Below are 25154 nucleotides of genomic sequence, written 5' to 3' on the forward strand. Positions count from 1 at the left end.
GGCGGCCGGTGGCGGCGGCCGGGCCCGCAGCAGGTCCCGCAGCCGCCACCGGCCGCGAAGGGCATGTGGCGCGGCGAGGGCGGCGGCCCGTTCGGCGAGCTGACGGTGCTGCCCAGCCGGATGAGCGTGCGGCTGCGCCTCACCCTGCTGTACGGGCTGCTGTTCTTCCTGGCCGGTGCGCTGCTGCTGTTCGTGATGTCGTTCCTGATGGCCAACATCCTCGGCAATGTCAAGGTGATCGGCTTTGGCATCACCCCGGACGAGTCCGCCGAACTGCAGCGCCAGTTCGTCGAGCAGACGATGAAGCAGCTGGTCGGGCGGTCGCTGCTCGCGCTCGGCGGGGTCGGGATCATCACGCTGGTGCTCGGCTGGTTCGTCGCCGACCGTGCCCTCAGCCCGCTGCAGCGGGTCACCACGACCGCGCGCCGGCTGTCGGAGAGCACGCTGCACGAACGCATAGCGCTGGAGGGCCCGGACGACGAGATCAAGGAGCTGGCCGACACCTTCGACGCGATGCTGGAGCGGCTGGGGCAGGCGTTCGACTCGCAGCGCCGGTTCGTCGCCAACGCCTCGCACGAGCTGCGCACCCCGCTCGCGATCAACCGGACGCTGCTGGAGGTGGCGCTCGGCGACCCCGAGGCGTCGGACGACCTGCGCACCGTCGGCAAGACGCTGCTGGCCACCAACGCCCGGCACGAGCGGCTCATCGAGGGGCTGCTGCTGCTCGCCCGCAGCGAGCGGGAGCTGACCACCCGCACCCCGGTCGACCTGGCCGAGGTGGCGGCGACGGTGCTGGAGCACATGGCCCGCCGTGAGCACGACAACGACGTCGCCGCACATCCCGAGCTGACGTCGGGGACCGCGCTCGGCGACCCGGTGCTGCTGGAGCATCTGGTGTCGAACCTCGTCGAGAACGCCATCAAGCACAACGAGGTGGAGGGCGGCGAGCTGTGGCTCCGCACCGGAATGCTGGACGGCTACGCCACCGTCCAGGTCGAGAACACCGGGCCCGTGGTACCCGCCTATGAGGTGGAGCGGCTGTTCGAGCCGTTCCGGCGGCTGAACGCCGACCGCGTCGAATCGTCCAAGGGCGCGGGACTCGGCCTGTCGATCGTCCGCTCGGTGGTGCTGGCGCACCGCGGCGCCGTCTACGCGGTGCCCCGGCCCGGCGGCGGGCTGATCGTCACCGTCCGGCTCCCGCCGGGCTGACGGACCGTCCGAACGCGAAACGCCCTGATCGGCCGCGGAGGCCGATCAGGGCGTTTCCGTCAGGACGGATCACCCTTGCGAAGGGGTCACTGCTTTGTCACTGTCCCGTACGCGGACGGGTTCGTCTCGGACCGGAGGTGGCGCCACTCCCAGCGCATCGAGGTGGACGAGGTGGGCGTGAACGTGACGTAGCCGGAGGCACATTCCTTCGGGTCCATCCCCGCCATCGGGGTCTCCTGGTACTCGGTCTTGCCGCCCTCACCGCCGTCCGACAGCAGCGTGAGCCGCGTGTAGCAGCTGTCCTGCGAGCCGGACGGGTAGGTGTAGCGCGCGGTGCCGCTCGTGTACAGCAGGGCGAACCGGGCCTTGAAGTTGGTGTGCCCCGCCCCGGCGTCCGGCTGGTTGCCGTCACCGTCCCACACGCCCAGCAGCCCGCCCGTCGTGCGCGGCGTCGGGGTGTCGGTCGGCGGCGTGTAGGTGTTCGGCGGCGTGTACGGGACCGGATCCGGGTCCGTGTCGTCGCTGTTGGCGCCGATGATCGCCAGCACCACGACCACCAGGATCACGATCAGCGCCAGCGCGCCGCAGCCGATCGCGATGATCGGCCCGGCCGAGCTGGACCGCTTCGGGGGCGGCCCGTACCCCGGCCCCGGCGGCATCGGCTGCTGCATCGGCATCGGCTGCTGCATCGGCATCGGCGGTTGCGAGGGCGGAGGCGGGGGCGTGCCCGGCCCCTGGTACATCGGCATGGGCGGCGGCGTGATCGGCTGCGGCGGCGGCGTGGCCGGGCCCGCCATCGCGCCCTGCTGCATCGGCATGGGCGGCGGGGTGATCTGCGGCTGCGGCTGGTGCCGCGGCGCCGGCGGGACGGGGGGCGGCGGCGGAAGCTGCGAGGCGATCCGGGTGCCCTGGTTGAGCAGTTCCTCCTGCCCGGCCGCCTGGCCGGCGGGCGCGGCGCCGACGGCCCCCAGCAGGTTCAGCAGCAGTTGCGGGGCCGGCGGGCGCAGGCCCGCGTCCTTGGACAGGCAGCGTCCGATCAGGTCGCGCAGCGGGCCCGCGGGCAGCGCCGACAGGTCCGGCTCCTCGTTGAGGATGCGGTTGATGATGACCGGCAGCGTGTCGGCCTCGAACGGCGACTGCCCGGTGGCGGCGAACACCATGGTCGCGCCCCAGGCGAAGATGTCGACGGCCGGGGTGAGCGGCGCGCCGGTCAGCTGCTCGGGCGCCAGGTAGCCGGGCGTGCCGACCACCATGCCGGTCGCGGTGACGGCGCTCTCCTGCGAGTTGACCGTGCGGGCGATGCCGAAGTCGACGACGCGCGGGCCGTCCGGCGCCAGCATCACGTTGTTCGGCTTGAAGTCGCGGTGGACGATCCCGGCCTCGTGGATCGCCGCCAGCGCGGTCGCCGTGCCGATCGCGAGCCGCTCCAGTTCCGCGGCGCTGCGCGGCCCGTTGTGCGCGACCACGTCGTGCAGGGACGGCCCGTCGATGAACTCGCTGACCACGTACGGCTGGTCGCCGTGGACGTCGGCCTCCAGCACCCGCGCGGTACAGAAGGGCTCGACCTTCTGCGCCGCCGCCACCTCGCGGGTGAACCGGGCACGCGCGGCGGGATCGCCCGCCATCTGCGCGTGCAGCAGCTTCACCGCGACGTATTCGCCGCCCGGGGCCTTGCCCAGGAAGACGGCACCCTGGCCCCCGGCACCCAGCCGTCCGATGACCTCGTACTGTCCGAGTGCCCTGGGATCGCCCGGCTCCAGCGGAGCGGCATCCGGCATCTGACCCTCCATTGACCCGCAGTGATGTCCGCGACATTGTGCGCTGGACCCACCGCGGGCCCCGTTCCGGCGATCACCGGGTGAAACCTCCGCAGGGGGCCCGCCCCAACCTCAGGCGGGCACGATATCGCGTTAGTTCAGACGTTTCACCGATCAATCTGGTTCGCCCTCCCGGCGGGCGGGTCGGGCTGGCCCGCGGCGCGTCCCGCCGCGCCGGGCGGGGCGGTGCGCACAACGGCCCCGGGACCGATAGGATCCCCGCCGCCGCGGGATCCCCCGGCGGGTGCCCCGGCTCCGGACCAGGCCATCGACACCCGCCGGGTATGTGACGGAAGACACAATGCGAGGAAGGATCCGGGTGACCGGTGTCACTCGTGGGAACGGTCGCGCCTCGTGTGTCGCAGGTCACCAACCGTGACAGAATTTCCCGCCCGGATCGGGCACAAGAACGGTCCCCCGAGCGTTAGATCCGCGCGACGGGGCGCATAAAGCACTGAGGGGGATGGAGACAGAAGATGGCGACCGACTACGACAGCCCACGCAAGACCGACGACGATCTCAATGAGGACAGCCTCCAGGAGCTCCAGGCCCGGCGGGCCGACAAGTCCGCCAGCATCATCGATGAGGACCTGGACGCCGGTGAGGTCGCCGAGCTGCCCGGCGCCGACCTGTCCAACGAGGAGCTCACCTTCCGGGTGGTTCCACGGCAGGCGGACGAGTTCACCTGCACACGGTGTTTCCTGGTACACCACCGCAGCCAGCTGGCCGGCGAGAAGAACGGCCAGCCGATCTGCCGTGAGTGCGCCGCCTGACCGGGAGTGGCCGCCGGGTGACGGAGATCGAGCGACGTCATGACGAGGTGGAGCCGGTGCGCGGCGACGGCTCCACGGAACTCGGTGAGCTGATCGGACGGCTCACCGCCGACGACGGCATGGACGGCGAGACCCGCGGCCGCCTCCTCCGGCGCCTGGCCGGGCTGCTCGGCCGGAGCGCCCGCAAGGTGGGGGCCGCGGGGATCGGCCGCGGGAGGTGGCTCGGCGACCTGCTCGTCGAAGCCGCACCGCACATTCCGATCCGCGACCTTGAGACGCTGCAGGCACACCATCACGGGCTGATGGGCGAGGAACTCGCCGACCGGCTCGTCAAGGTGGCCGGCAACGCCACGACCGCCATCGGCGCCGCCGGCGGAGCGCTGGCCGCCGTGGAGTTCGCCGCCCCGCCGCTGCTGCTGTCGGCGCCCGCCCAGCTCGCCGCCGAGGCCCTGGTCGTCGCCGCCATCGAGGTCAAGCTGATCGCCGAACTGCACGAGGTGTACGGCGTGCGCGTCCAGGGCGGCGGCACCGCCCGCGGTACCGCGTTCGTCACGTCCTGGGCGCGGCAGCGCGGCATCAACCCCCTGGAGGCCGGGTCGCTCACCAGCGCCTTCGGTACCGCCGCCAAGTCGGCGCTGCGCAAACGGATGCTGCGCACCCTCGGCCGGAGCATGAGCACGATGGGCCCGTTCCTCACCGGCGCCGCCGCGGGTGCCGCCCTCAACCGTTCCGCGACGAAGGGCCTCGCACTGAAGGTCCGCAACGACCTGCGCGGGTCCGCCGGGGTGATACCCCCGCTCCCCGGCGACCACCAGCGCCGGCTGGGCTGACCGAGCCGCCCGGCGATCGTTCCAGGGGCCGGCCCCCTGGAACGATCCGGATCATCCTTCGATCTTGAGGTGGGACGGGAGCCGGCCGGTGCCCTTGGCGTACTGGTGGGCCACGGCGCGGGTGGCGAGGAGACGGGCCAGTTCCATGCCGACGCCCATCACCACGGCCCAGCCGACCGCCTCCATCAGGTCGACGTCGGGAGACTCGGGGTTCGTCGGAGGCTCCTTGCCCGTGCTCTTCTTCCAGGCCAGCGTGATCGCCTTCTTCGCGACGAAGCCGCCCGCGAACGCCGCGGCGCCGGCCATCACCCGCCAGCCGAGGTCGCCTTTATCCGCCATATTCGTCCTCCACTCGTCTGTCGTCTCCGACGCTACCGGAAAGGCCCGCCGCCGGCGGTGGAGGTGATCGCCGCGTCGGCGCCGGTAATCGGCGTGCGGCCCATGCCGATGTCAATACCATTGGCCCCATGACAGAGCAGCCGCGCACTCCGCACGTCCCTCCGAAGCCCTCCCTGGACGGCCTGGAGGACAAGTGGGTACGCGTCTGGGAGGACGAGGGCGTCCACCGCTTCGACCGGACCCGGCCGCGCGGCGCGGTCTACTCGATCGACACCCCGCCGCCCACCGTGAGCGGATCCCTCCACGTCGGCCACGTCTTCTCCTACACCCACACCGACACCGTCGCGCGCTTCCACCGCATGCGCGGTCGGGCGGTCTTCTACCCGATGGGGTGGGACGATAACGGCCTGCCGACCGAGCGCCGCGTGCAGAACCATTTCGGTGTCCGGTGCGACCCGTCGCTTCCCTACGATCCGGACTTCGAGCCGCCGGCCGACCCGGACCCGAAACGGCAGCGGCCGATCTCGCGGCGCAACTTCATCGAGCTGTGCGAACGCCTCACCGAGGTCGACGAGAAGGCGTTCGAGGAGATGTGGCGCCAGGTCGGCCTGTCGGTCGACTGGAGCCACCTCTACACGACCATCGGGGACGTCGCCCGGACGGCGTCGCAGCGCGCGTTCCTGCGCAACCTGGCGCGCGGCGAGGCGTACGTCTCCGAGGCGCCGACGCTGTGGGACGTCACGTTCCGCACGGCCGTCGCCCAGGCCGAGCTGGAGGACCGCGAGCATCCCGGCGCGTTCCACCGGATCCGGTTCCACGGCGACGAGCGCCCGGTCTACATCGAGACGACGCGCCCGGAGCTGCTGCCCGCGTGCGTCGCGCTGGTCGCCCACCCCGACGACGAGCGTTACCGGGAACTGTTCGGGACGACCGTCCGCACGCCGCTGTTCGACGCCCGGGTCCCGGTCGTCGCGCACCGGCTGGCCGAGCCCGACAAGGGCTCCGGCATCGCGATGATCTGCACGTTCGGCGACGTCACCGACGTCATCTGGTGGCGCGAGCTGGACCTGCCGACCCGCGCGATCATCGACTGGGACGGGCGCCTGGCCGCCGACCCGCCGGAGGGTGTCGCCGCGCGGCCGTACGCGGAACTGGCCGGCAAGACGGTCTTCTCGGCGAAGGAACGCGTCGTCGAGATGCTCCGCGAGTCCGGTGACCTGGACGGCGAGCCGCGGAAGATCAGCCGGCCGGTGAAGTTCTACGAGAAGGGCAGCAAGCCCCTGGAGATCGTCACGACCCGGCAGTGGTACATCCGCAACGGCGGCCGTGACGAGGGCGTCCGCGCGGAGCTTCTCGCGCGCGGGCGGGAGCTGGAGTGGCACCCCGCCTACATGCGGGCCCGCTACGAGAACTGGGTCGAGGGACTGAACGGCGACTGGCTGATCTCCCGGCAGCGGTTCTTCGGCGTGCCGATCCCCGTCTGGTACCGGCTGGACGACTCCGGGGAGCCGCGCTACGACGACCCGATCGTCCCGCCCGAGGACGCGCTGCCGGTCGACCCGTCGTCCGACGTCCCGCCGGGTTTCACCGAGGACCGGCGCGGCAGGCCGGGCGGCTTCGTCGGCGACCCCGACGTGATGGACACCTGGGCGACGTCGTCGCTGACCCCGCAGATCGCGGGCGGCTGGGAGCGCGACGCCGACCTGTTCGGCCGCGTCTTCCCCTACGACCTCCGCCCGCAGGCGCACGACATCATCCGGACGTGGCTGTTCTCCACGGTCGTCCGGTCGCATCTGGAGCACGGCTCGCTGCCGTGGAGGGGCACCGCGCTGTCCGGCTGGATCCTCGACCCGGACCGCAAGAAGATGTCGAAGTCCAAGGGGAACGTCGTCACGCCGATCGACCTGCTGCGCGAGTACGGCTCGGACGCCGTCCGCTACTGGGCGGCCAGCGGACGTCCCGGCACCGACACCGCGTTCGACACCGGCCAGATCAAGGTCGGCCGGCGGCTCGCGATCAAGATCCTCAACGCGTCCAAGTTCGTCCTCGGCCTCGGAGACGCCCCCGCGGACGCGCCGGTGACCGAACCCCTCGACAGGGCGATGCTGGCGGCGCTGGCGGGTGTCGTCCAGGACGCGACAGAGGCGTTCGAGGGCTACGACTACACGCGCGCCTTGGAGCGCACAGAGCGGTTCTTCTGGGAGTTCTGCGACGACTACCTGGAACTGGTCAAGGCCCGCGCCTACGGGGACGGCCCCGAGGCGCAGTCGGCGCGGGCCGCGCTGCGCACGGCGCTGTCGGTGCTGCTGCGCCTGTTCGCGCCCGTCCTGCCGTTCGTGACCGAGGAGGTCTGGTCGTGGTGGCGGCACGGGTCGGTGCACGCGGCGTCCTGGCCGTCGGCCGCCGAACTGCCGCCCGGCGGCGACCCGGCCGTCCTCGCGGCGACCGGTGAGGCGCTCCGGCAGGTCCGCAAGGCCAAGTCGCAGGCGAAGGCGTCGATGCGCGCCGACGTGGCCCGCGCGGTCGTCCGGGGCGTGGAGGTCATGCGGATCGCGCGGCCGGATCTGGCGGCGGCCGGGCGGATCGCCGACCTCACCCTGGAGGACGCGCCCGCCGCCCTGACCGTCGACGTCGTCCTGGCGCCGTCCACCTGACGCGTCGCGGCGCCTGCCCTGCCCCAGACGTGCAGGGCAGGCGCCTGACGCCGGCGAGGGCGATCAGCCGGCGGCGACGATCCCGCGCTGCAGCACGGCCCGTTCCACGGCCGTCCACGTCCCGGACGTCAGCAGGTACAGCCCTGCCGCCAGCGGCACGAACGCGGCGAAGACGACCGTCCCGAACGGCGTCACCCGGGCCACGGCCCCCATCGGGCCCTCGGCGGTGACGCGCCGCGACGACCACAGCGCCACCGCCCCCAGCAGGACGAACAGCCCGAGGAACACCAGCGACGGCGGCGAGAACAGGCCGCCGCCCAGCACCCCGATCCAGTTCTGCCCGAGCGGCGCCGCGAGCAGCGTGTGCGCGAGCAGCAGGTTCTGGTGCCCGGCCACGGTCGCCGAGGCGAACAGCCGGTACATGACCATGAAGAACGGGACCTGCGCGAACATCGGCAGGCACCCCGCCACCGGCGTCGTCCCCTCCGCCTCGTACAGCGCGGCCATCTCCCGCCGGAGCCGCTGCGGATTCCTCGCGTGCCGCTTCTGCAGCGCCTGGACCTTGGGCGTCAGCCGCACCCGCGTCCGCTCACCCCGGGCCGCCGCGACGGCCAGCGGGACGAGCACCAGCCGCGCGGCCATGGTGAAGAGCACGATCGCCAGCGCGGTGGACAGCCCGCCGGCGACCGGATGCAGGGCGTCCGCCAGCCCGGTGACCAGGGCAGCGGCGATCGAAACGGGAACATCGAACATGGGAGGGCCTTCCGGAGGTAGAGGAGATCGGGAACGTCTCGGCCGCGCTCAGGCGGCCGCGATCCCCGCTCCCGGCGCTCTCGGCCGGGGACGCCCGGCCGCGTCCGGATCGCGCTGCGGCAGGAAGGCCGTGCGCAACGTCCGTTCCCGGAGGGTCGTGCGCACCCGCGCCAGTGCGGACCGCCGCTCCCGCCGTATCGCGCCGACCCGTACGACCGCCAGCACCAGCAGGCCCGCCACGGTCAGCGTCCCCAGCGCCACCAGCACCGACTGCCCCGGCGCCGTCGCGGTCCACTCGGCCGCGGCGAACACCCGCAGCAACGCGGCGATCACCAGAGACCAGACCACGGGCGAACCTTTCCGACGATACGAACGGCCCTCAGTCTCTCACCCGACCGCCCCGCCCGACGCGAGCATCGGCGAACACGGCCCGGCCGGCCGGGCCGTTCTGAGTTTCGCGGGGTGTCACAAGAGGAGGAGTGCCAGGGCGGACAGGACGGCAATGGCCGCGGTGGTCTTCATGCGGGGCATCCGGGTGGCTATCGCGGTGTCTCGGTGGTCGTCTCTGGCCAGGTAGGTGAGGGCGGCGCTCAGCGCGCGGCCCAGGGCGAAGGCGGCTCCTGCCAGGAGGGTGACGGGGAGGGGCAGGCCGGCCAGGAAAAGGGCCGATGCCAGGACGTAGGGGGTTGTCGCGGGGACGTAGGTCCGGACGCCGGTGCCCAGTTCGAATCCGAATTGGAGGGTGCCCCGGCGGAGGCGGGTCTGCAGGACGTCCGGCGGGATCTGGCGGGCGTTCTGGGGGAGGGGAAGGCGGATCAGGCCGAGTTCGCGGGCGGTGCCCAGGGCGGCGGCGGCCAGGATCGCGGACGTCCGGAAAGCGGGCGGGAACGGGGCGGCGAGGCCGGACAGCAGCCAGATCACCGTCGCGCTGGGGAGGCCCCCGAGCAGGAGCCCGAGGGTGAAGACGGCCAGGATCTCGCCCTGCCGTACGGGGGCCCGCCAACCTGGCGAGAACAGCACGGATTCGCTGTTACGCGTTCAGACGCTGCCCGACAGCGAGAAGCCCGCGAGGGCGCCGATCGACGACCAGCACAGGACGGTGGCGTCCAGCGCGGCGGCCGAGACCGCGAGGAGGGCGAGGGCGGCGACGGGGAGGAACGGGTCGGTCAGGCCCCGCCGCAGCCGCCCGGCGGTCAGTTCTTGCATGCCACCGCTTTACGGCAGATGGTCTTGTACCAGTTGCCCCTCTTGGATTTCTTCCAGCCGTCGTGGCAGCGCCAGGTGACGCCTTTCTTGCAACTGCCGCAGCTCTTGGAATAGGCCCAGAGCCATCCGTCGTAGCCACCGCCGTAGCACTGGTCGGGACGCAGTTTGTAGCGGCCCGGGTCCGAGACGCCCGACTTGTGGAAGCCCTTGTACTTGCCGCTCGTCCGGCAGCACCAGCTGCACACGTAGCTCGGCCCGCAGCCGGGGGAGCAGTTGTGGTCGGACGCGTACGAGGGGCATCGCGGATAGATGTCGTAGTACCCGGCCAGCTGGAAGCCGGAGGAGATCGCCTCCCGGGCGGGCGGGAAGACACCGAGCGCCTTCAGCCCGGCGGTGGCGCCGGCGGCGGCGAGGCCGGTGAGGATGCTGCGCCGCGCCGGGCGGAGCCTCGGCCCCTCGGCGGGGACGGGACGCCGCCGGACGCGCTCGGCCCCGGCGGGCCGCGGGCCGCGCAGCGCGGGGACGTCTTCCAGCTCGATCATCGTGCCGCCTCCAGGGTCAGCTCGTGGAGGGCTTCGGGAGAGCCCACGGGCTCGGCGGCCCGCACCCGCCCGTCCGCGCCGACGAGCACGGCGAACGGGGTGGCGGGGACGCGGTAGTCGGCGAACAGACCGTCCTGCTCGCCGGTCAGCACCCGCACGCCGGGGCGGGACGCCTCGTCCGGCGGCGGCCCGGCGAAGATCGCGTGCAGCGGCCGGTCCGGTGAACCGGCGGCGGCCAGGACGTCGGCGCAGACGCCGCAGTCGCGGTCCAGGAAGAGCAGCAGGCCCGGACCGAGCCGGTCGAAGGCGGGCGCGGGCGTGCCCGGCGCGAGGCCGAGACCGGCCGGCCGGGGCGCCCCCCGGCCCAGCGCGTGGACCTGCCGGACCAGACCGGCGACGACCAGGGCGAGCAGCAGGATCGCGACCCACGACAGCAGCAGCGCGCTGTTCTGGAAGCTCATCCGGCCGTCCTCCTCTCGGTGAGCAGTGCGCGGGGGAGTGCCCAGAGGATCACTGCGAACCCCAGCCCCGCCGCGGCGGCGATGAACATCTCGTATGCGGTCGAACCGGTGGGGAGGCCGTTCAGGGCACCGATGAGGGCCGCCGCGGCGAGCGCGGCGGCCCGTCCCGCGACCCAGCCGGTCATCGGCGTGCCGTCACCCGCGCAGCCGCACGGGACGCCCCGCCGGGCACGGGACACATACGTCCCGTAGAGCGCGTACGAGGCCAGCAGGACGGCCGAGGCCCCGGAGGCCGCCCGCATCGGGCCGTCCAGCCAGCACAGCAGGGCCACGGCGCCGCCCGCTCCCGCCAGCGCCTCCGCGGCGATCACGCACACCGCCAGCGCACCGGCGAAGCCACGCGGGAACACCCGCTGCGCCCGCAGTGCGGCGGCGAGCGCGCCAGGCCGCCTGACCTGGCCGTACACCGACGCCAGCAGCACGAGCGGGACGCAGACCGCGGCGATCCCGGCGAGCAGCCCGGTCACCGGACCGCCTCGACCGCCAGCGCGGCGAGCCGCCGCGGGACCTCGCGCACCCGGTCCTCCTCCGGCAGGACGGTCACCAGCAGCGACTTCAGCGCCAGCAGGAAGTAGGGGCCCTGGCCCTCCACGGTGTCCTGGAACAGTTCGCCGCCCGCGACCGGTGCGCCGCGCCACGACGGCAGCCGTTTGCGCGTCCGCCCGGTCAGCGGCGTGATCTCCAGGAGCCCGAGCCCGGGGATCTCCTTGACCATCTCCGCCGGTTCGGGCCGCCGGGCCCGCCCGCGCGGGACGGCGGTGATCCCGTCCTCGTGCTCGGTCAGCCGCATCGTGCCGAAGAACGCGACGGCGTCCGCGGGGCGCCCGTGGTAGAGGTGGGTGAACACCGCGTGGCGGCGTCCCTCCCACACGGCGGCGAGGACGGGGTCGCTCAGGCCGGTGTCGCGGTCGCGGGCCGCGGTCCGGCCCACCCGCAGCCGCCCGCCCTGGAGGCGGAACTCCTGCTCGAACCGGTCGACGCCGATGTCCTCGGCCCAGGCGAGGGCGTCCGCCCGGGTGCCGCCGGAGATCTCGTGGAGCCGTCCGTTCTCCGCGATCCGCGCCACCGACGTGCACGGGCGTCCGAGATCGTGGGCGCCGGTCAGCCGGACCCGCACGCCGTCCAGCGACCGGTGGGTGACCGTGTGCTCCGAAGTGCCCATGCCGACCCCTTCCTGCGGGGCGCAATTCCCCACAGAAGCACCGCGGGTAACAGACGAGACGCTACGCGTAATTCATCACTTCGGGGGCAAACCTTCCGGAAGTGGTCACGTCCGGGACCGGGTAGGGTCAACTGCCGGACTCGCGCGGCAGCGTTCCAGCGGCGGCCGGGCACGGCGCCGTCGATAGGGTCGTGTGGTTCTCCGGCAGGTACGCGTGAGGTGGAGTCCGTGAGCAAGGTCGATGTGCTGATCCGGCGGCTGGATCCCGAGCTGCCGCTGCCGAGCTACGCTCACGCGGGTGACGCGGGCGCGGATCTCGTCGCGGCCGCGGACGTCGAACTGCCGCCGGGGGAGCGCGCCGTCGTCCCGACCGGGATGGCGATCGCGCTGCCGGACGGCTACGCCGCTTTCATTCACCCCCGCTCTGGATTGGGCGCTAGGTTGGGGGTGACCATAGTTAACGCACCCGGGACGGTCGACGCCGGCTATCGGGGTGAGATCAAGGTGACCCTGCTGAACACCGACCCCCGCGCCACCGTGCGGCTGCGGCGCGGAGACCGCATTGCGCAGATGGTGGTGCAGCGGGTGGAACGGGCGGTGTTCCACGAGGTCACCGACCTTCCCGGATCGGCGCGCGGAACCAACGGCTTCGGTTCGACGGGCGGATTCGGTCCCGCGCGTGTCATCGGGGACAATGAGCACAGTGAAGAAGGAGTGTGAGTCGTGGCTTTTGGACGTCGCCGGCAGGCCGAGGAGCCCGCGGAGGGTCCCGAGGTGACCGAGGAGCCGGCGGAGGAGACCGCCGAGGAGGCTCCCGCCAAGGCGGAGTCGGCCAAGGGCGGCCCGTGGGACTCCGAGGACTCCTTCCCCGAACTGCAGCGGCTTGACTTCGGATCCCTTCAGGTGCCGGTGGCGCCGGGGCTGGGTTTCCAGGTGAACTTCGAGGCCACCCAGGTCGACGAGCAGGGCAACCCGCTCGACGGGCGGCCCGTCGCGGTGCTGGTGCAGTACGAGGAGAGCGCCATGCAGCTCCAGGTGTTCGCGGCGCCGAAGCGCAGCGGGATCTGGGACGACGTGCGCCGTGAGACCGCCAAGGACATCCAGGAGGAGGCGCAGGGCCAGACCCAGGAGGGCGAGGGGCCGTTCGGTTCCGAGCTGCTGGCGATGGTCCCGGCCGCGCTGACCGAGGAGGTCCTCGCGGAGATGCCGCAGGAGGTCCGCGAGCAGATCCCGGCCGAGTTCGTCGAGCAGGGCTGGGCGCCGCAGATCATCCGCTTCCTCGGTGTGGACGGCCCCCGCTGGTTCCTGCAGGCCGTGGTGCAGGGCGCCGCGATCGAGGACGAGGAGCAGTGGCAGGTCCTGGAGGACGTCCTGCGCGGCGTGGTCGTGGTCCGCGGCGACGCCCCGATGCCGCCCCGCGACCTGCTGGAGCTGCGGATCCCCAAGGAGTTCAGCGAGGCCGGGCAGGACGAGGACGAGGAGGCCGTGGAGACCTTCGACCCGTTCGAGCGCGGCCCCGAGATCACCGAGGTCCGCTGACCCCGACCGCCGCCCGCCCGTGCCGCACGCCGTTCCGGACGTGCGGCCGGGTGGGTTCTGCCGTCCGGAACCCGGCCGGCCCCTTGCCATGACCGCCGCGCGGGTGGTCAATCGGAACATGTCGAAGAAGACGCGTAAACGCCGGGCCCGCAAGCGCAGCAAGCACAACAAGGGCAAGCGGCCCAACGCCCGCCGCTAGCCCCCGATCATCTCGAACGTCATCGCGTGCTCGACGCCGGCGGCCCGCCCGGCCTGCTCGGCCATGCCGGTGAGGAACTCCGCCGCGTCGAACTCCGCGCCCAGGTTCGCGAAGTACACGTGGTGGGCGAGCAGGGAGTCGATCCCGGCCCGCAGGTGGCCGGTGACGTCCACGTAGTGCGTCGCCTGCGGCGATCCGCCGAACAGCGCGAAACGGACGCCCTGCCACGGTTCGAGGTTCAGGTCGCGGAACACCCACCGGTTGGCGGCGTCCCTGATCGCGTCCGCGACGGCCAGCCCGAGCACCCGGTGGTCGGCCATGTTGAAGCCGCCGCCGGGGAACGTCTCGCGGAAGTTGATCGACACCACGACCTCGGGCCGGTGCCACCGGATCGCGCCCGCGAGCGCGCGCCGCAGCGGCAGCCCGTATTCCAGCATGCCGTCCGGCATGTCCAGGAACTCCACGGTGTCGACGCCGACCCGCCGCGCGGCCTCGATCTGCTCCGCGCTGCGGATGCGCCGGACCTCGTCGGGGTCCATCGCGTCGATCCCGGCCTCGCCGCGGGTGGCGAGCACCTCCGTCACCGTCTTGCCCTGCGCGGTCCACTTGGCGATCGCGGTCGAGCCCCCGTACTCCAGGTCGTCCGGGTGCGCCACGATCGCCAGGGCCCGCTCCCAGTCCTCCGGTACCGCTTCCATCCCTTCATCCTGGCCGATCCGGATCGGCAGGGCTACAGGTAGCGGAGCCAGAGGTACGGGGTGGCGAGGACGACCGTGGCGAGGGTGACGACGATCCCGTAGCGGGTGAAGCGCCAGAAGCTGATCGGGGTGCCGTTGCGGGCGGCGATGCCGAGCACGACCACGTTGGCGCTGGCGCCGATGGCGGTGGCGTTGCCGCCGAGGTCGGCGCCGAGGGCGAGCGCCCACCACAGGACGTGCCCCTGGCCGCCGGGCTGCTGCTGGACGAGGTCGGCGACGATCGGGCTCATCGTCGCGACGTAGGGGATGTTGTCCACGATCGCCGACAGCACGGTGGACGCCCACAGCAGCAGCATCGCGGCGACGCCGAGGCGGCCGTCGGTGGCGTCGGCGGCGGCGCGGGAGATGTCGCCGATGACGCCGGTCTCGACGAGCCCGCCGACCATGACGAACAGCCCGGCGAAGAACACGAGCGTGGGCCACTCGACCTCGCTGAGCGCCTCCTCGGTGGTCACCTTCGTCGCGGCGACCAGCAGCCCGGCGCCGAGCAGCGCCACCACGGACGGCTCGTAGTGCAGGACGGGATGCAGCACGAACGCCGCGATCACGATGCCGAGGACGGCGAGCCCCTGGGCGAGCAGCCGCCGGTCGGTGATGGCCTCCCGCTCCTCCAGGGCCATGACCTCGGCCGCCAGGTCCGGGTCGTAGTGGAACGCCGAGCGGAACAGCCACCGGCAGAGCACACAGAACACGAGCAGCAGCAGCACGACCAGCGGGGCCAGATGGACGAGGAAGTCGTTGAACGACAGCCCGCCCCGGCTCGCGATGATGATGTTGGGCGGGTCGCCGACGAGGGTCGCGGTGCCGCCGATGTTGGACGCCATGACCTCGGCGATCAGGTACGGCTCGGGCCGCAGCGCGAGCCGCTCGCAGACCAGGAACGTGACGGGCGCGACCAGCAGGACGGTGGTGACGTTGTCCAGCAGCGCGGACGCCGTCGCCGTCAGCACGACCAGCATCACCATCAGCCGGTAGGGCCGTCCCCGCGCACGTTTGGCGGCCCAGATCGCCACGTACTCGAACACGCCGGTGCGCCGCAGCACCGAGACGATCACCATCATCCCGAGCAGCAGGAAGATGACGTTCCAGTCGATCCCGGAGTGGGGGGAGAAGAAGGCGCCGCCGGCGTCGGTGATGTGCAGCAGCAGCATCAGGCCCGCACCGCCGAGCGCCACCGCGGTCCGGGGCACCCTCTCCGACGCGATCACCACGTAGGCGCAGACGAAGATGATGATCGCGGCGGTGGCCTGCACAGAGCCTCCCGGTCGGCATGCGGATGTACGGACCTGCCGACCAGACTTCCCGGCGCACCGGAGGTGACTCTAGTCCGACTCGGGCGTCCCTGGCGAGGGTGAAGTCCCCGCGAACGCCCGGCGATGGTGGGGTTTTGCCTATCCCGATCGGCGTGCTGGACCCATCCTCGGCCGCGCACCGGCGTCGCGAGTTCGGCCAGACCCGGCTCGCGGGCGCGACCCCGCGGCAGGTGCTCGGCGTCGTGGCACTGGAGTCGGGGGTGCTCACTCTCACCGCCATGATGTGCGGGACGGCCGCCTCCCTCTTCACGATCGCCGCCGTCCTGACCGGCTCCGCTCAGGGCCGGGCACCCGGCCGAGGGGCCGATTCGGGCGGGGATGTCATACGCTTCGAGGTATGGACGAGGTTTCGGCCGGCACGCCGTCCCCGGCGGGTCCGGGGCCGGGCGAGCGCGGCAGGGGTGGCCTGCGGCGCTTCCTGCGGCGCATGACGGCCGGTAAGGCGGAGCTTGAGGCCGAGGAACTGCAGAAGACCACCGGTGACGAGGGCGCGACGCCGATCAGCGACTGCGCCGCACGCAAGCGCCACTGCGTGGCGGGTACGCTACGTACCGTGACGCTCCGTCCACGGGGCGGTGCTCCCGCTCTGGAGGCCGAGCTCTACGACGGCACCGACGTGGTCAACCTGGTGTGGCTGGGCCGCCGCAAGATCGCGGGCATCGACCCGGGGCGCCGGCTGCGCGCCGAGGGGCTGGTCAGCGTGCAGGACGGACGCAAGGTCATGTTCAATCCGCGATACGAGCTGCGCGGCGGCTCGTGAAGCCGCCCCGAGCCGCCGGGAGACCGACGTGAGCGAAGTGACAGCGAGCACCGGGCGGGAGACCGCCGCGCACGACACCGTCGAGGCGGCCGTCCGCGCCCAGCTGGGCAAGGCGCTCGGCGGCGTGCGCGGCATGTTGGAGGCCGCCGTCCCGACGATCGCCTTCACCGGCATCTACGTCGCGGCGGAGAACATCAAGCTCGCCGTCGCGGCCGGCATCGGTGCGGCCGTCGTGCTGCTGGCCGTGCGGATCGCGCAGCGCTCCAGTCCGCAGTTCGTGCTGAACAGCCTCGTCGGCATCGCGATCGCCGCGTTCTTCGCGCTGCGCTCGGGCAAGGCCGAGAACGCCTTCCTGCCCGGCATCATGCTCAACGCCGGCTACGCCGCCGCGATGATCTTCTCGATCGTGGTGCGCTGGCCGGTCGTCGGCTTCATCATCGGGTCGGTCACCGGCGACCCGACCGCGTGGCGGGCCGACCGCGGCATCGTGAAGCTGTGCTCGCGGCTCACCTGGCTGCTGGTGCTGCCCTGTATCGTGCGCGTCGCCGTCCAGTACCCGATCTACCTCGCCGACGGTGACCAGAGCGGCCTGCTCGGCACCGCCAAGATCGCGATGGGCTGGCCGCTGCAGGTCGCCGCGCTCGCGGCGATGGTGTGGCTGCTCGCCCGCGGCCGCACCCCCCTCGAACGCAAAGAGCCCGCCTGACCGGCGCGCCGCCGGTGCGATGCCCTCGGCGTGGGCCGCCGGGCCCGGGGCCGAGAGCACCGCGGTGGGCTCAGCGCCCGCCGAGGAGCTCGGCGAGATCGTCCTCCACGTCCTGGCTGGCCACGAACATCAGCTCGTCGCCGGGTTCGAGGGTGTCATCGGACGAGGGCACCAGCACCCGACCCTCCCGCAGGATCGCCACCAGCGCGGTGTCGCGCGGCCAGTCCACCGATCCGACACGCTGCCCGCCGAGCGGCGCGTCCTCCGGCAGCGTCAGCTCCACCAGGTTCGCCTCGCCCTGCCGGAACGTCATCAGCCGGACCAGATCGCCGACGCTGACCGCCTCCTCCACCAGTGCCGACAGCAGCCGCGGCGTGGACACGGCGACGTCCACCCCCCACGACTCGTTGAACAGCCACTCGTTGTTCGGATGGTTGATCCGCGCCACCACGCGCGGCACCCCGTACTCGGTCTTGGCGAGCAGCGACACCACCAGGTTGACCTTGTCGTCGCCGGACGAGGCGACCACCACCTGGCAGCGCTCCAGCGCCGCGTCGTCCAGCGCGGAGATCTCGCACGCGTCGGCCAGCAGCCATTCCGCGCGCGGCACCATCTCGACCTTGATGGCCTTGGGGCTCTTGTCGATCAGGAGCACCTCGTGCCCGTTCTCCAGCAGTTCCTGGGCGATGGACCGGCCCACCGCGCCGGCCCCGGCGATCGCGACCCGCATCAGGCGTCCTCTCCGTTCCGTGCCGCGACGGCGGCGTTGACGCGCTCCAGATCGTCGGCGCCCGCCATGATGTGCACGATGTCGCCGTCCTGGATCACCGTGTCCCGGTCGGGGACGAGGGCATCGCCCATCCGCGACAGGAACGCGACCCGGGTGCCCGCGTGCTCCTCCAGCGCGCCGACCTTCGCGCCGACCCACAGATGCCCGGAGTCCAGTTCGGCGAGGACGACCTCCCCGGTCGGGTCGCGCCACAGCGGCTCGGCGCCCTCCGGAAGCAGCCGCCGCAGGATCTGGTCGGCCGTCCACCGGACGGTCGCGACCGTGGGGATGCCGAGCCGCTGGTAGACCTCCGCGCGGCGCGGGTCGTAGATCCGGGCGACGACGTTGTCGACGCCGAACGTCTCGCGCGCCACCCGGGCGGAGATGATATTGGAGTTGTCGCCGCTGCTGACCGCCACGAACGCCGACGCGCGCTCGATGCCCGCCTCGGCGATCACATCGCGGTCGAACCCGAACCCGGTGATGCGGCGGCCCCGGAACCCGCTGCGCAGCCGGCGGAACGCCTCCGGGTTCTGGTCGATGATGGCCACCGAATGGCCCTTGTCCTCCAGGATGTGGGCGAGCGTCGAGCCGACCCGCCCGCATCCCATGATCACGATATGCACGGCCGTTCCCTCTTCCGTCCAGGGGGACGCTCCCCCTGTCCCCCCGCGCCGCGCACGGCGTTCGTCGCTGCGCCGCCGACGCCGTGCCGCACCCGAGGACCGTTTTCCGTCAATGCTCCCTGCCGGGCTGCAAACCTACACATCCCCCCAGGCGAGTACTACCCAACCAGTTTCCGGGCAGGGCCGCGACGCCCCCGCGGACGGCCCCGCACGTGCGTGGCCAGGGAAGATAAGGGTGGTGTCATCGCGGGATAGGCTCTCCTTTCGTGTCAAAGGTTCCGGACCTCGCGAAGCGGCTGCTGCTGGGCCGCGCGCTGAGCAGCGCCCAGCAGCACGAACAGCTGCTGAAGAAACGGATCGCGCTCCCCATCTTCGCCAGCGACGCCCTGTCGTCGGTGGCCTACGCCCCCCAGGAGATCCTCCTCGCGCTCGGCGCGGGCGGCCTGGTGATGTACAGCTACACCCCCTGGGTCGGCGCGGCCGTGGTGGTGATCCTGCTCACCGTCGTCGCCTCCTACCGCCAGAACGTCCGGGCCTACCAGAGCGGCGGCGGCGACTTCGAGGTCGCCACCACCAACCTCGGCGGCAACTGGGGCCTCGTCGTCGCGAGCGCGCTGATGGTCGACTACGTGATGACCGTCGCGGTGTCGGTGTCGTCCGGCGTGCAGAACCTCGGCGCCCTGCTCACGTTCCTCCAGCCGCACGAGGTCTTCGTCGCGATCGTCGTCGTCGTGCTGCTCACCCTCGGCAACCTGCGCGGCATCAAGGAGGCCGGGGTCGCGTTCGCGATCCCCACCTATCTGTTCATGTTCGCGGTCATCAGCACCCTGGTGTGGGGCGCGGCCCGGCTGCTCGCGGGCGCCGAACTGAAGTCGGAGACCGCAGACTACGTCATCCACGGTGACGAGACGAACGTCGCGGGGTTCGCGCTCGTCTTCCTGCTGCTGCGCGCGTTCTCGTCCGGCTGCGCCGCGCTGACCGGCGTCGAGGCGATCAGCAACGGCGTGCCCGCGTTCCGCAAGCCGAAGGGCGAGAACGCCGCCAGGACCCTGCTGATGCTCGGGCTCGTCGCGATGACGATGTTCGCCGGGGTGATCGCGTTCGCGCACATCACCGACGTCAAGTTCGCCGAACCGGACCAGGGCAGCCACCTGATCGACCCGTCCACCGGCAAGGAGGTCTTCAACGTCGACCCGGTGATCGCGCAGATCGCGCACACCGTGTTCAGCGACTTCGAGATCGGGTTCGCGTTCGTCACCACGATGACCGCGCTGATCCTGTTCCTCGCCGCCAACACCGCGTTCAACGGCTTCCCCGTGCTCGGGTCGGTGCTCGCGCAGAACCGGTTCCTGCCGCGCCAGCTGCACACCCGCGGCGACCGGCTCGCCTTCAGCAACGGCATCATCATCCTCGCCACGATGGCCGGGGTGCTCATCTACGCCTACGACGCGTCCGTCAGCCGGCTGATCCCGCTGTACACCGTCGGCGTGTTCGTGTCGTTCACCGTCAGCCAGATCGGCATGGTCCGGCACTGGAACCGGCTGCTGGGGGCCGAGCAGGGCGGGGCGCAGCGCCGCCGGATGAAGACCTCCCGCGCCATCAACGCGTTCGGCGCCACGCTCACCGGCATCGTCCTGGTCGTCGTGCTGATCACCAAGTTCGCGCTCGGCGCCTACATCGTCTGCATCGCGATGCCGGTGCTGTTCATGCTGATGAAGGCCGTCCGGCGGCACTACGACCGGGTCGCCGAGGAGCTGACCCCCTCGGGCGAGGACGTCGCGCTGCCCGCCCGCAACCACGGCGTCGTGCTGGTCTCCCAGCTGCACAAGCCGACGCTGCGCGCCCTCGCCTACGCCCGCGCGACCCGCCCGTCGACGCTGGAGGCGGTGAGCGTGGCGGTGGACGCCGAGGCGGCCCAGCGGCTCCAGGAGGAGTGGGACGCGCTCGACATCCCCGTCCCGCTGAAGATCCTCGACTCGCCGTACCGGGAGATCACCCGCCCGGTGCTCTCCTACGTCAAGGGCCTGCGCCGCAAGAGCCCCCGCGACGTCGTCACCGTGTTCATCCCCGAGTACGTCGTCGGCCACTGGTGGGAGCACCTGCTGCACAACCAGAGCGCGCTGCGGCTGAAGGGGCGGCTGCTGTTCCAGCCGGGCGTCATGGTGACGAGCGTCGCGTGGCAGCTGGAGTCCTCGGCCCGGCTCAAGGGACGGCAGGAGCGGCCCGGACCGGGCTCGTCCCGGCGCCCGCCGCAGGCCGGGGCGCGTCCCGGTGCCGGTAGTGTTTCGGACCGTGACTGAACTCGAACCCGACGTCCTCGAACTGGAGGTCGGAAACGTCGCCAACGGCGGTTTCTGCGTCGCCCGGCACGAGGGCCGCGTCGTCTTCGTCCGGCACGCCCTGCCCGGCGAGCGGGTGCGGGCCCGCGTCACCGACCGCACCAGGAACTTCCTGCGCGCCGACGCCGTGGAGATCATCGAGGCGTCCCCGGACCGGGTGCCGCCGCCCTGCCCGTTCGCCGGTCCCGGCCGCTGCGGCGGCTGCGACTGGCAGCACGCGTCCCTGCCCGCCCAGCGGGCGCTCAAGGCGGCCGTGGTGGAGGAGCAGCTCCAGCGCCTCGCCGGGATCACCCGCACGGTGGTGGTCGAGGAGGTGCCGTACCCGGTCGACAGCGAGATGGCGCCGCCGCCCGGCCTCGGCTGGCGCACGCGCGTGCAGTTCTCCGTCGCGTCCGGCGTCGTCGGCCTGCGCCGCCACCGCTCCCACGACATCGAGCCCATCGACGAGTGCCTGATCGCCCACCCGGGTGTGGAGCTGATGGGCATCGAACGCAAGCGCTGGCCGGGCGCATCGGGCGTCGAGGGGATCGTCTCGGCCACCACCGGCGACCGTCTCGTCGTACTGCGCGGCCGGGACCGCCGCAAGATCCGGGTTCCGCGGCTGGACGTGCCGGTCCGGCTCGTGCGCGGCAAGCCGGAGCCGGGCTCCGGGCTCCCCTACGTCCGCGAGGAGGTGTCCGGGCGGCTGTTCCAGGTCAGCGGCAGCGGCTTCTGGCAGGTCCACCCCGGTGCCGCCCAGTTGCTCGCCGACGCCGTGCTGGACGCGCTCGAACCGAAGCCGGGCGACATCGCCCTCGACCTGTACTGCGGCGTCGGCCTGTTCGCCGGCGTCCTCGCCGACCGGATCGGCCCGGACGGCCTCGTCGTCGGCGTCGAGTCGGACGGGCAGGCCGTCCGCGACGCCCGCTACAACCTGCGCGACCTGCCGTACGTGTCGATCGAGCGCGGGCCCGTGGAGGAGGTCGTCGCCGACCTGGAGTTCGGGCGCGCGGGCGGCTCGTCCCGCGGTCAGAACAAGCGTGGTGGCGGGGGGCACCAGGGCGGCTCCCGGGTCCGCCGCGCCGACCTGGTCGTCCTCGACCCGCCCCGCACCGGCGCGGGCCGCGAGGTCGTCGAGCACATCACGCGGCTCGCCGGCCGCAAGATCGCCTACGTGTCGTGCGACCCGGCCACCCTGGCCCGCGACCTATCCTACTTCAGCGAGCGCGGCTGGACGCTGGAGTCCCTGCGGGCCTTCGACGCCTTCCCGATGACCCAGCACGTGGAGTGCCTGGCGGTGCTGGTGCGCGGCTGACGGGACCCGCGAAAACAGGTTGCGGGTCCCGCCTACCGTATAACCATGATCGAGATCAGGGACATGCCGGAGTCCGACGCCGGCCGCATGGTCGACTTCGCCGGCATGGTCTTCCACCTTCGCATCGAGGACCCCGAACGGGAGTCCTGGAGGCCGCGCCGCGCCGAGCGTGTCGGCGCCTACGACGGCGGGACCCTGGTGGGCCAGCTAGCGTCGATGCCGATGCGGCTGGCCGTCCCGGGAACGTTCCTCGACTGCTCGGCGGTCACGTTCGTCGGTGTGCTGCCGACCCATCGGCGGCAGGGCATTCTCACCGCGATGATGGAGCGCATGCACGCGGACGCGGTCGCCGCCGGCCGCCCGGTGGCCGTGCTCTGGGCGTCGCAGGGCGCCATCTACGGCCGGTACGGCTTCGGCCTCGCCACCCGGGCGATCGGGATGGAGGTCGACACGTCCCGTCCGCTGGGCCTGCGCACCACTCCGGACGACCGGCCCGTCCGCCTGGTCGACGCCGAGTCGGCGCCCGAACTGCTGGACCCGATCTACACCCGCTCGCTCTCCGCTCGCCCCGGCGGCCTGCTCCGCGACCCGGAATGGTGGAGGCGTTCCGTCCTGCGCCCGGTCGACAGCGAGGCCGGCGGCTTCACCGAGCCGCGCATCGTGGTCCACCCCGCCGGCTACGCCGTCTACCGCGCCAACGAGAACGAGACGATCAGGGTCGTCGACCTCGTCGCCGACACCCCGCAGGCCGAGGCCGCGCTCTGGCGCTACCTGGCGGCGATCGACCTGACGTCCCGCATCCAGGCGCCGAGCCGTCCCGTGGACGACCTGCTCCCGCACATGGCCGCCGACCCCGACCAGGTCGCCATCAAGGACGACTACGGCGCGCTGTGGCTCCGCCTCATTGACGTCCCGGCCGCGCTGCGCGCCCGGTCCTGGGCCACCGGGGACACCTTCGTCCTGGAGGTCGAAGATCCCCGCATCCCGGCCAACGAGGGCCGCTGGCGCCTGACGACGGGCGCGGCGGCGACCTGCGACCCGACGGCCGAGCCCCCGGACCTGACCGTGACCGCCGCCGACCTGGCCGCCACCTACCTGGGCGGCACCAGCCCGGTCACCCTCACCCGGATCGGCGCCATGACGGAGCACACTCCGGGAGCCGCGGCCCGGCTGGCGGCCGCCTCGGCCGTCCCGCTGGCCCCCTACATCAACGACGACTTCTGACGTGTCCGCGTCGGCGGCCGCCGCCAGGTGAGGCCCCTGGGCCTTCCCCGGTCACCGCCAGAAGAAGAGCTTCGCGCTGCCGTCCGTGACGGTCGCGGGGGCGGTGCCGTGCTGGATGAGCTGGAAACGCACCCGGTGTCCGGCGCGGACGGTGTCGGCGGGGAGGCCGTAGACCAGGTTGGTGCGCTCGCCGACGGACAGGAAGTCCTGGACGGGGCCGACCTCGTACCTGCTCGTGTCCTTCATCTCGACCTCGACGGCGCGGGCCTGGATGAGGGTGCCTGCGGGGACGCCGGTGACGGTCGCGGCCACGGTGAGGCTGTAGCGGGCGGAACCGGTGAGCAGGCTCGGGCCGCCGGGGTCGTAGTGCTGGTGCCGGGGGTCGGCGTACTCGTGGTCCCAGGTGACGTTCGTCCACGTGCCGGGGGAAAGCCGCTGCTCGGTGTCGGTGCCGACGGACACGTAGTCGGGCATGTCGTCTTCTCCTTCGGGCGAGACGCCGACGCGCCACTGCCCGTAGTCGCTGCTCACGGCGCGGTCGTAGTCGACCCCGACGCCGTTGATGGTGTGGTCGTTGGAGTACTGCTGAAGCTGTGCGCGGGCGTCCCACCGGCCGCCCGACCACGCGTACGTCTGCCAGCCGTAGGTGATCTTCTTCGCGTCGAACGCGCGCTTCACCGGGCCGTGACCGGCGTAGAGGCCGACGCGGTCGCGGCCGAGGACGCTCGCGGCGCCGTCCAGGTAGGCGTTGATCTCGTCCTGCTGGGCGGGGGAGGCGTCCCAGTCGGCGGCGAAGTAGATGGGGCGGTCGTCCGGCATGCCGCAGGCGCGGGCCTGCGCGGCGGCGTCCCGCGCGTCCGCGGCGCCGGCGGACCGCCCGGCCAGCGGGCGGCGCGCGGAGTCCTCCCAGACGACCACCAGCCAGATGCCCGCCCCGGACAGCTCGTCGGCCTCCGCGCGGGTCAGGTTCTTGCCGGTCGTGTCGTGCGACAGGTAGCGGCACGCGAACTTCGCGCCGGCGCGTTTCAGCGCGGCGGCGCCCGGGCGTCCCCAGGCGTAGTCGACGCCGAAGACAGCCATGTCAACTCCATCGGTCGGGGAGCGGTCCCGGCCGATTCAACAGGTTCCGCTTCTGTGACGCAGCAAATTGGACACGCTCGCACCTCTGCGCAAGCAAACGGTCACTGTTGGTGACATCAGGTCGCCCGCATGAAGATCATCAGGCGGTGCCGGCCCGGTGGCGCGGCCGGGGCCGGCGGGGGACGAGGATGGAACCATGCGTCTTCGGATCTTCACTGAGCCCCAGCAGGGGGCGAGCTACGACACACAGCTGGCGGTCGCCAAGGCCACCGAGGCCCTCGGCTTCGATGCGTTCTTCCGCTCCGACCACTTCGTCAAGATGGGGGACGTGAGCGGTGAGCCGGGCCCGACCGACTCGTGGATCACGCTGGGCGCGCTGGCCCGCGAGACCAGCCGGATCAGGCTCGGCACCCTGGTGACGGCGGCGACGTTCCGGCACCCGGGCCCGCTGGCGATCTCGGTCGCCCAGGTCGACCAGATGAGCGGCGGACGCGTCGACCTCGGCATCGGCACGGGCTGGTTCGACCAGGAGCACACCGCGTACGGCATCCCGTTCCCGAGCCTGGGGGAGCGGTTCGAGCGGCTTGAGGAGCAGCTTCGGATTCTCACCGGGCTGTGGGGGACGCCCACCGGCGAGACCTACTCGTTCAGCGGCGACCACTACACGCTCACCGAGTCGCCCGCGCTGCCCAAGCCCGTCCAGGCGGGCGGCCCGCCGATCATCATCGGCGGGGTCGGGGG

The 25154-nt window shown here is 72.3% G+C and carries 29 protein-coding genes; 14 read left to right on the top strand and 15 right to left on the bottom strand.

Features of this window, described 5'->3' with window-relative positions; all coding sequences use genetic code 11:
- Positions 1-1209, top strand: a 1209-nt coding sequence (locus tag AF1_RS23925; protein WP_067803550.1) for a sensor histidine kinase, incomplete at its 5' end; no start/stop codon positions are given.
- 86 nt (positions 1210-1295) lie between these two features.
- Here AF1_RS23925 and AF1_RS23930 read toward each other — a convergent pair.
- Positions 1296-2987 carry a serine/threonine-protein kinase gene (locus AF1_RS23930; protein ID WP_067803552.1) on the bottom strand — a complete coding sequence of 564 codons (1692 nt, stop codon included), beginning with the start codon at positions 2985-2987 and terminating at the stop codon, positions 1296-1298.
- A gap of 515 nt (positions 2988-3502) precedes the next feature.
- On the opposite strand from AF1_RS23930, the gene AF1_RS23935 reads away from it, so the two are divergent.
- Positions 3503-3799 carry a DUF4193 domain-containing protein gene (locus tag AF1_RS23935; protein WP_067803555.1) on the top strand — a complete coding sequence of 99 codons (297 nt, stop codon included), beginning with the start codon at positions 3503-3505 and terminating at the stop codon, positions 3797-3799.
- 17 nt (positions 3800-3816) lie between these two features.
- Positions 3817-4629: a hypothetical protein gene (locus tag AF1_RS23940; RefSeq protein ID WP_067803558.1), complete on the top strand. Its 813-nt coding sequence runs from the start codon at positions 3817-3819 to the stop codon at positions 4627-4629.
- A 51-nt stretch (positions 4630-4680) separates the two neighbouring features.
- On the opposite strand, the gene AF1_RS23945 is transcribed toward AF1_RS23940, so the two are convergent.
- Positions 4681-4968 carry a DUF4235 domain-containing protein gene (locus AF1_RS23945; RefSeq protein ID WP_067803562.1) on the bottom strand — a complete coding sequence of 96 codons (288 nt, stop codon included), beginning with the start codon at positions 4966-4968 and terminating at the stop codon, positions 4681-4683.
- Between the two features lie 128 nt (positions 4969-5096).
- Here AF1_RS23945 and valS point away from each other — a divergent pair, with 128 nt between their 5' ends.
- A complete protein-coding gene (gene valS, locus AF1_RS23950) occupies positions 5097-7622 on the top strand; it encodes a valine--tRNA ligase (RefSeq protein ID WP_067803565.1) in 2526 nt (841 codons plus the stop codon).
- A 63-nt stretch (positions 7623-7685) separates the two neighbouring features.
- Here the strand turns inward: valS and AF1_RS23955 are convergent, their stop codons facing one another.
- From AF1_RS23955 to AF1_RS23985, 8 genes are all read right to left on the bottom strand, one after another.
- The gene (locus AF1_RS23955) at positions 7686-8375 is read right to left on the bottom strand and encodes a YidC/Oxa1 family membrane protein insertase (RefSeq protein WP_067803568.1); all 690 of its coding nucleotides are present in this window, start codon (positions 8373-8375) and stop codon (positions 7686-7688) included.
- Between the two features lie 48 nt (positions 8376-8423).
- Positions 8424-8723 carry a DUF6412 domain-containing protein gene (locus tag AF1_RS23960; protein ID WP_067803571.1) on the bottom strand — a complete coding sequence of 100 codons (300 nt, stop codon included), beginning with the start codon at positions 8721-8723 and terminating at the stop codon, positions 8424-8426.
- 117 nt (positions 8724-8840) lie between these two features.
- Positions 8841-9395 (bottom strand): hypothetical protein, encoded by a 555-nt coding sequence (locus AF1_RS23965; protein ID WP_131732860.1) that lies wholly within the window; start codon positions 9393-9395, stop codon positions 8841-8843.
- An 18-nt stretch (positions 9396-9413) separates the two neighbouring features.
- Positions 9414-9581, bottom strand: coding sequence for a hypothetical protein (locus AF1_RS35325; protein WP_165488435.1), 168 nt, complete (start codon positions 9579-9581; stop codon positions 9414-9416).
- On the bottom strand, positions 9569-10123 hold the full coding sequence (locus AF1_RS23970; protein ID WP_067803574.1) for a hypothetical protein: 555 nt from the start codon (positions 10121-10123) through the stop codon (positions 9569-9571). The genes AF1_RS35325 and AF1_RS23970 overlap by 13 nt, the downstream gene beginning before the upstream one ends.
- Positions 10120-10584 (bottom strand): hypothetical protein, encoded by a 465-nt coding sequence (locus AF1_RS23975; RefSeq protein WP_067803577.1) that lies wholly within the window; start codon positions 10582-10584, stop codon positions 10120-10122. Before AF1_RS23975 ends, AF1_RS23970 begins: the two co-directional genes overlap by 4 nt.
- A complete protein-coding gene (locus AF1_RS23980) occupies positions 10581-11111 on the bottom strand; it encodes a MauE/DoxX family redox-associated membrane protein (protein ID WP_067803580.1) in 531 nt (176 codons plus the stop codon). Before AF1_RS23980 ends, AF1_RS23975 begins: the two co-directional genes overlap by 4 nt.
- A complete protein-coding gene (locus AF1_RS23985) occupies positions 11108-11806 on the bottom strand; it encodes a hypothetical protein (RefSeq protein WP_067803583.1) in 699 nt (232 codons plus the stop codon). The genes AF1_RS23980 and AF1_RS23985 overlap by 4 nt, the downstream gene beginning before the upstream one ends.
- Before the next feature lie 228 nt (positions 11807-12034).
- Between AF1_RS23985 and dut the strand changes: the two genes are divergently transcribed.
- The 3 genes from dut to AF1_RS37095 all read left to right on the top strand — a co-directional run bounded on the left by dut (position 12035) and on the right by AF1_RS37095 (position 13544).
- Positions 12035-12526, top strand: a complete 492-nt coding sequence (dut, locus tag AF1_RS23990; protein ID WP_407642230.1) for a dUTP diphosphatase — start codon at positions 12035-12037, stop codon at positions 12524-12526.
- Positions 12527-12529: 3 nt separating this feature from the next.
- Positions 12530-13345 carry a DUF3710 domain-containing protein gene (locus tag AF1_RS23995; RefSeq protein WP_067803589.1) on the top strand — a complete coding sequence of 272 codons (816 nt, stop codon included), beginning with the start codon at positions 12530-12532 and terminating at the stop codon, positions 13343-13345.
- A gap of 103 nt (positions 13346-13448) precedes the next feature.
- Positions 13449-13544 carry a 50S ribosomal protein L37 gene (locus tag AF1_RS37095; protein WP_407642231.1) on the top strand — a complete coding sequence of 32 codons (96 nt, stop codon included), beginning with the start codon at positions 13449-13451 and terminating at the stop codon, positions 13542-13544.
- On the opposite strand, the gene AF1_RS24000 is transcribed toward AF1_RS37095, so the two are convergent.
- On the bottom strand, positions 13541-14242 hold the full coding sequence (locus AF1_RS24000; RefSeq protein WP_067803591.1) for a PIG-L deacetylase family protein: 702 nt from the start codon (positions 14240-14242) through the stop codon (positions 13541-13543). The genes AF1_RS37095 and AF1_RS24000 overlap by 4 nt on opposite strands.
- 32 nt (positions 14243-14274) lie before the next feature.
- A complete protein-coding gene (locus tag AF1_RS24005) occupies positions 14275-15555 on the bottom strand; it encodes an ArsB/NhaD family transporter (protein ID WP_067803594.1) in 1281 nt (426 codons plus the stop codon).
- A 23-nt stretch (positions 15556-15578) separates the two neighbouring features.
- Here AF1_RS24005 and AF1_RS36940 point away from each other — a divergent pair, with 23 nt between their 5' ends.
- The 3 genes from AF1_RS36940 to AF1_RS24015 are packed head-to-tail and all read left to right on the top strand — an operon-like array spanning position 15579 to position 17081.
- The gene (locus AF1_RS36940; protein ID WP_306451829.1) at positions 15579-16046 is read left to right on the top strand and encodes an FtsX-like permease family protein; all 468 of its coding nucleotides are present in this window, start codon (positions 15579-15581) and stop codon (positions 16044-16046) included.
- Positions 15953-16375: an OB-fold nucleic acid binding domain-containing protein gene (locus AF1_RS24010; RefSeq protein ID WP_067803597.1), complete on the top strand. Its 423-nt coding sequence runs from the start codon at positions 15953-15955 to the stop codon at positions 16373-16375. The genes AF1_RS36940 and AF1_RS24010 overlap by 94 nt, the downstream gene beginning before the upstream one ends.
- 28 nt (positions 16376-16403) lie before the next feature.
- Complete coding sequence (locus tag AF1_RS24015) at positions 16404-17081, top strand: DUF3159 domain-containing protein (protein WP_242608955.1); 678 nt, start codon at positions 16404-16406, stop codon at positions 17079-17081.
- A gap of 70 nt (positions 17082-17151) precedes the next feature.
- On the opposite strand, the gene AF1_RS24020 is transcribed toward AF1_RS24015, so the two are convergent.
- Both AF1_RS24020 and AF1_RS24025 read right to left on the bottom strand, forming a co-directional pair.
- The gene (locus AF1_RS24020; RefSeq protein WP_067803600.1) at positions 17152-17811 is read right to left on the bottom strand and encodes a potassium channel family protein; all 660 of its coding nucleotides are present in this window, start codon (positions 17809-17811) and stop codon (positions 17152-17154) included.
- A complete protein-coding gene (locus tag AF1_RS24025; RefSeq protein ID WP_067803603.1) occupies positions 17811-18476 on the bottom strand; it encodes a potassium channel family protein in 666 nt (221 codons plus the stop codon). The genes AF1_RS24020 and AF1_RS24025 overlap by 1 nt, the downstream gene beginning before the upstream one ends.
- Positions 18477-18742: 266 nt before the next feature.
- Between AF1_RS24025 and AF1_RS24030 the strand changes: the two genes are divergently transcribed.
- From AF1_RS24030 to AF1_RS24040, 3 genes are read left to right on the top strand one after another with little or no spacing between them, the layout of a single operon-like run.
- Positions 18743-20776, top strand: a complete 2034-nt coding sequence (locus tag AF1_RS24030; RefSeq protein WP_067803607.1) for an APC family permease — start codon at positions 18743-18745, stop codon at positions 20774-20776.
- Entirely contained in the window at positions 20769-22109 is a 1341-nt protein-coding gene (locus AF1_RS24035) for a class I SAM-dependent RNA methyltransferase (protein WP_067803610.1), read from the top strand. Before AF1_RS24030 ends, AF1_RS24035 begins: the two co-directional genes overlap by 8 nt.
- Positions 22110-22154: 45 nt before the next feature.
- Complete coding sequence (locus AF1_RS24040; RefSeq protein WP_207394153.1) at positions 22155-23333, top strand: GNAT family N-acetyltransferase; 1179 nt, start codon at positions 22155-22157, stop codon at positions 23331-23333.
- A gap of 51 nt (positions 23334-23384) precedes the next feature.
- On the opposite strand, the gene AF1_RS24045 is transcribed toward AF1_RS24040, so the two are convergent.
- Positions 23385-24413, bottom strand: a complete 1029-nt coding sequence (locus AF1_RS24045) for a glycoside hydrolase domain-containing protein (protein ID WP_067803613.1) — start codon at positions 24411-24413, stop codon at positions 23385-23387.
- 196 nt (positions 24414-24609) lie between these two features.
- Here AF1_RS24045 and AF1_RS24050 point away from each other — a divergent pair.
- A partial coding sequence (locus tag AF1_RS24050) for a TIGR03560 family F420-dependent LLM class oxidoreductase (RefSeq protein WP_157419287.1) occupies positions 24610-25154 on the top strand: 545 nt, incomplete at its 3' end.

The sequence above is a fragment of the Actinomadura formosensis NBRC 14204 genome (genome assembly GCF_001552155.1).
Lineage (GTDB): Bacteria > Actinomycetota > Actinomycetes > Streptosporangiales > Streptosporangiaceae > Spirillospora > Spirillospora formosensis.

Coding starts and splice junctions, on each gene's coding strand:
- AF1_RS23930 (WP_067803552.1), bottom strand. CDS start 2,987: ATGCCGGATGCCGCTCCGCTGGAGCCGGGCGATCCCAGGGCACTCGGA.
- AF1_RS23935 (WP_067803555.1), top strand. CDS start 3,503: ATGGCGACCGACTACGACAGCCCACGCAAGACCGACGACGATCTCAAT.
- AF1_RS23945 (WP_067803562.1), bottom strand. CDS start 4,968: ATGGCGGATAAAGGCGACCTCGGCTGGCGGGTGATGGCCGGCGCCGCG.
- valS (WP_067803565.1), top strand. CDS start 5,097: ATGACAGAGCAGCCGCGCACTCCGCACGTCCCTCCGAAGCCCTCCCTG.
- AF1_RS23955 (WP_067803568.1), bottom strand. CDS start 8,375: ATGTTCGATGTTCCCGTTTCGATCGCCGCTGCCCTGGTCACCGGGCTG.
- AF1_RS35325 (WP_165488435.1), bottom strand. CDS start 9,581: ATGCAAGAACTGACCGCCGGGCGGCTGCGGCGGGGCCTGACCGACCCG.
- AF1_RS23970 (WP_067803574.1), bottom strand. CDS start 10,123: ATGATCGAGCTGGAAGACGTCCCCGCGCTGCGCGGCCCGCGGCCCGCC.
- AF1_RS23975 (WP_067803577.1), bottom strand. CDS start 10,584: ATGAGCTTCCAGAACAGCGCGCTGCTGCTGTCGTGGGTCGCGATCCTG.
- AF1_RS23985 (WP_067803583.1), bottom strand. CDS start 11,806: ATGGGCACTTCGGAGCACACGGTCACCCACCGGTCGCTGGACGGCGTG.
- AF1_RS24000 (WP_067803591.1), bottom strand. CDS start 14,242: ATGGAAGCGGTACCGGAGGACTGGGAGCGGGCCCTGGCGATCGTGGCG.
- AF1_RS36940 (WP_306451829.1), top strand. CDS start 15,579: ATGTACGGACCTGCCGACCAGACTTCCCGGCGCACCGGAGGTGACTCT.
- AF1_RS24010 (WP_067803597.1), top strand. CDS start 15,953: ATGGACGAGGTTTCGGCCGGCACGCCGTCCCCGGCGGGTCCGGGGCCG.
- AF1_RS24020 (WP_067803600.1), bottom strand. CDS start 17,811: ATGCGGGTCGCGATCGCCGGGGCCGGCGCGGTGGGCCGGTCCATCGCC.
- AF1_RS24040 (WP_207394153.1), top strand. CDS start 22,155: ATGATCGAGATCAGGGACATGCCGGAGTCCGACGCCGGCCGCATGGTC.
- AF1_RS24045 (WP_067803613.1), bottom strand. CDS start 24,413: ATGGCTGTCTTCGGCGTCGACTACGCCTGGGGACGCCCGGGCGCCGCC.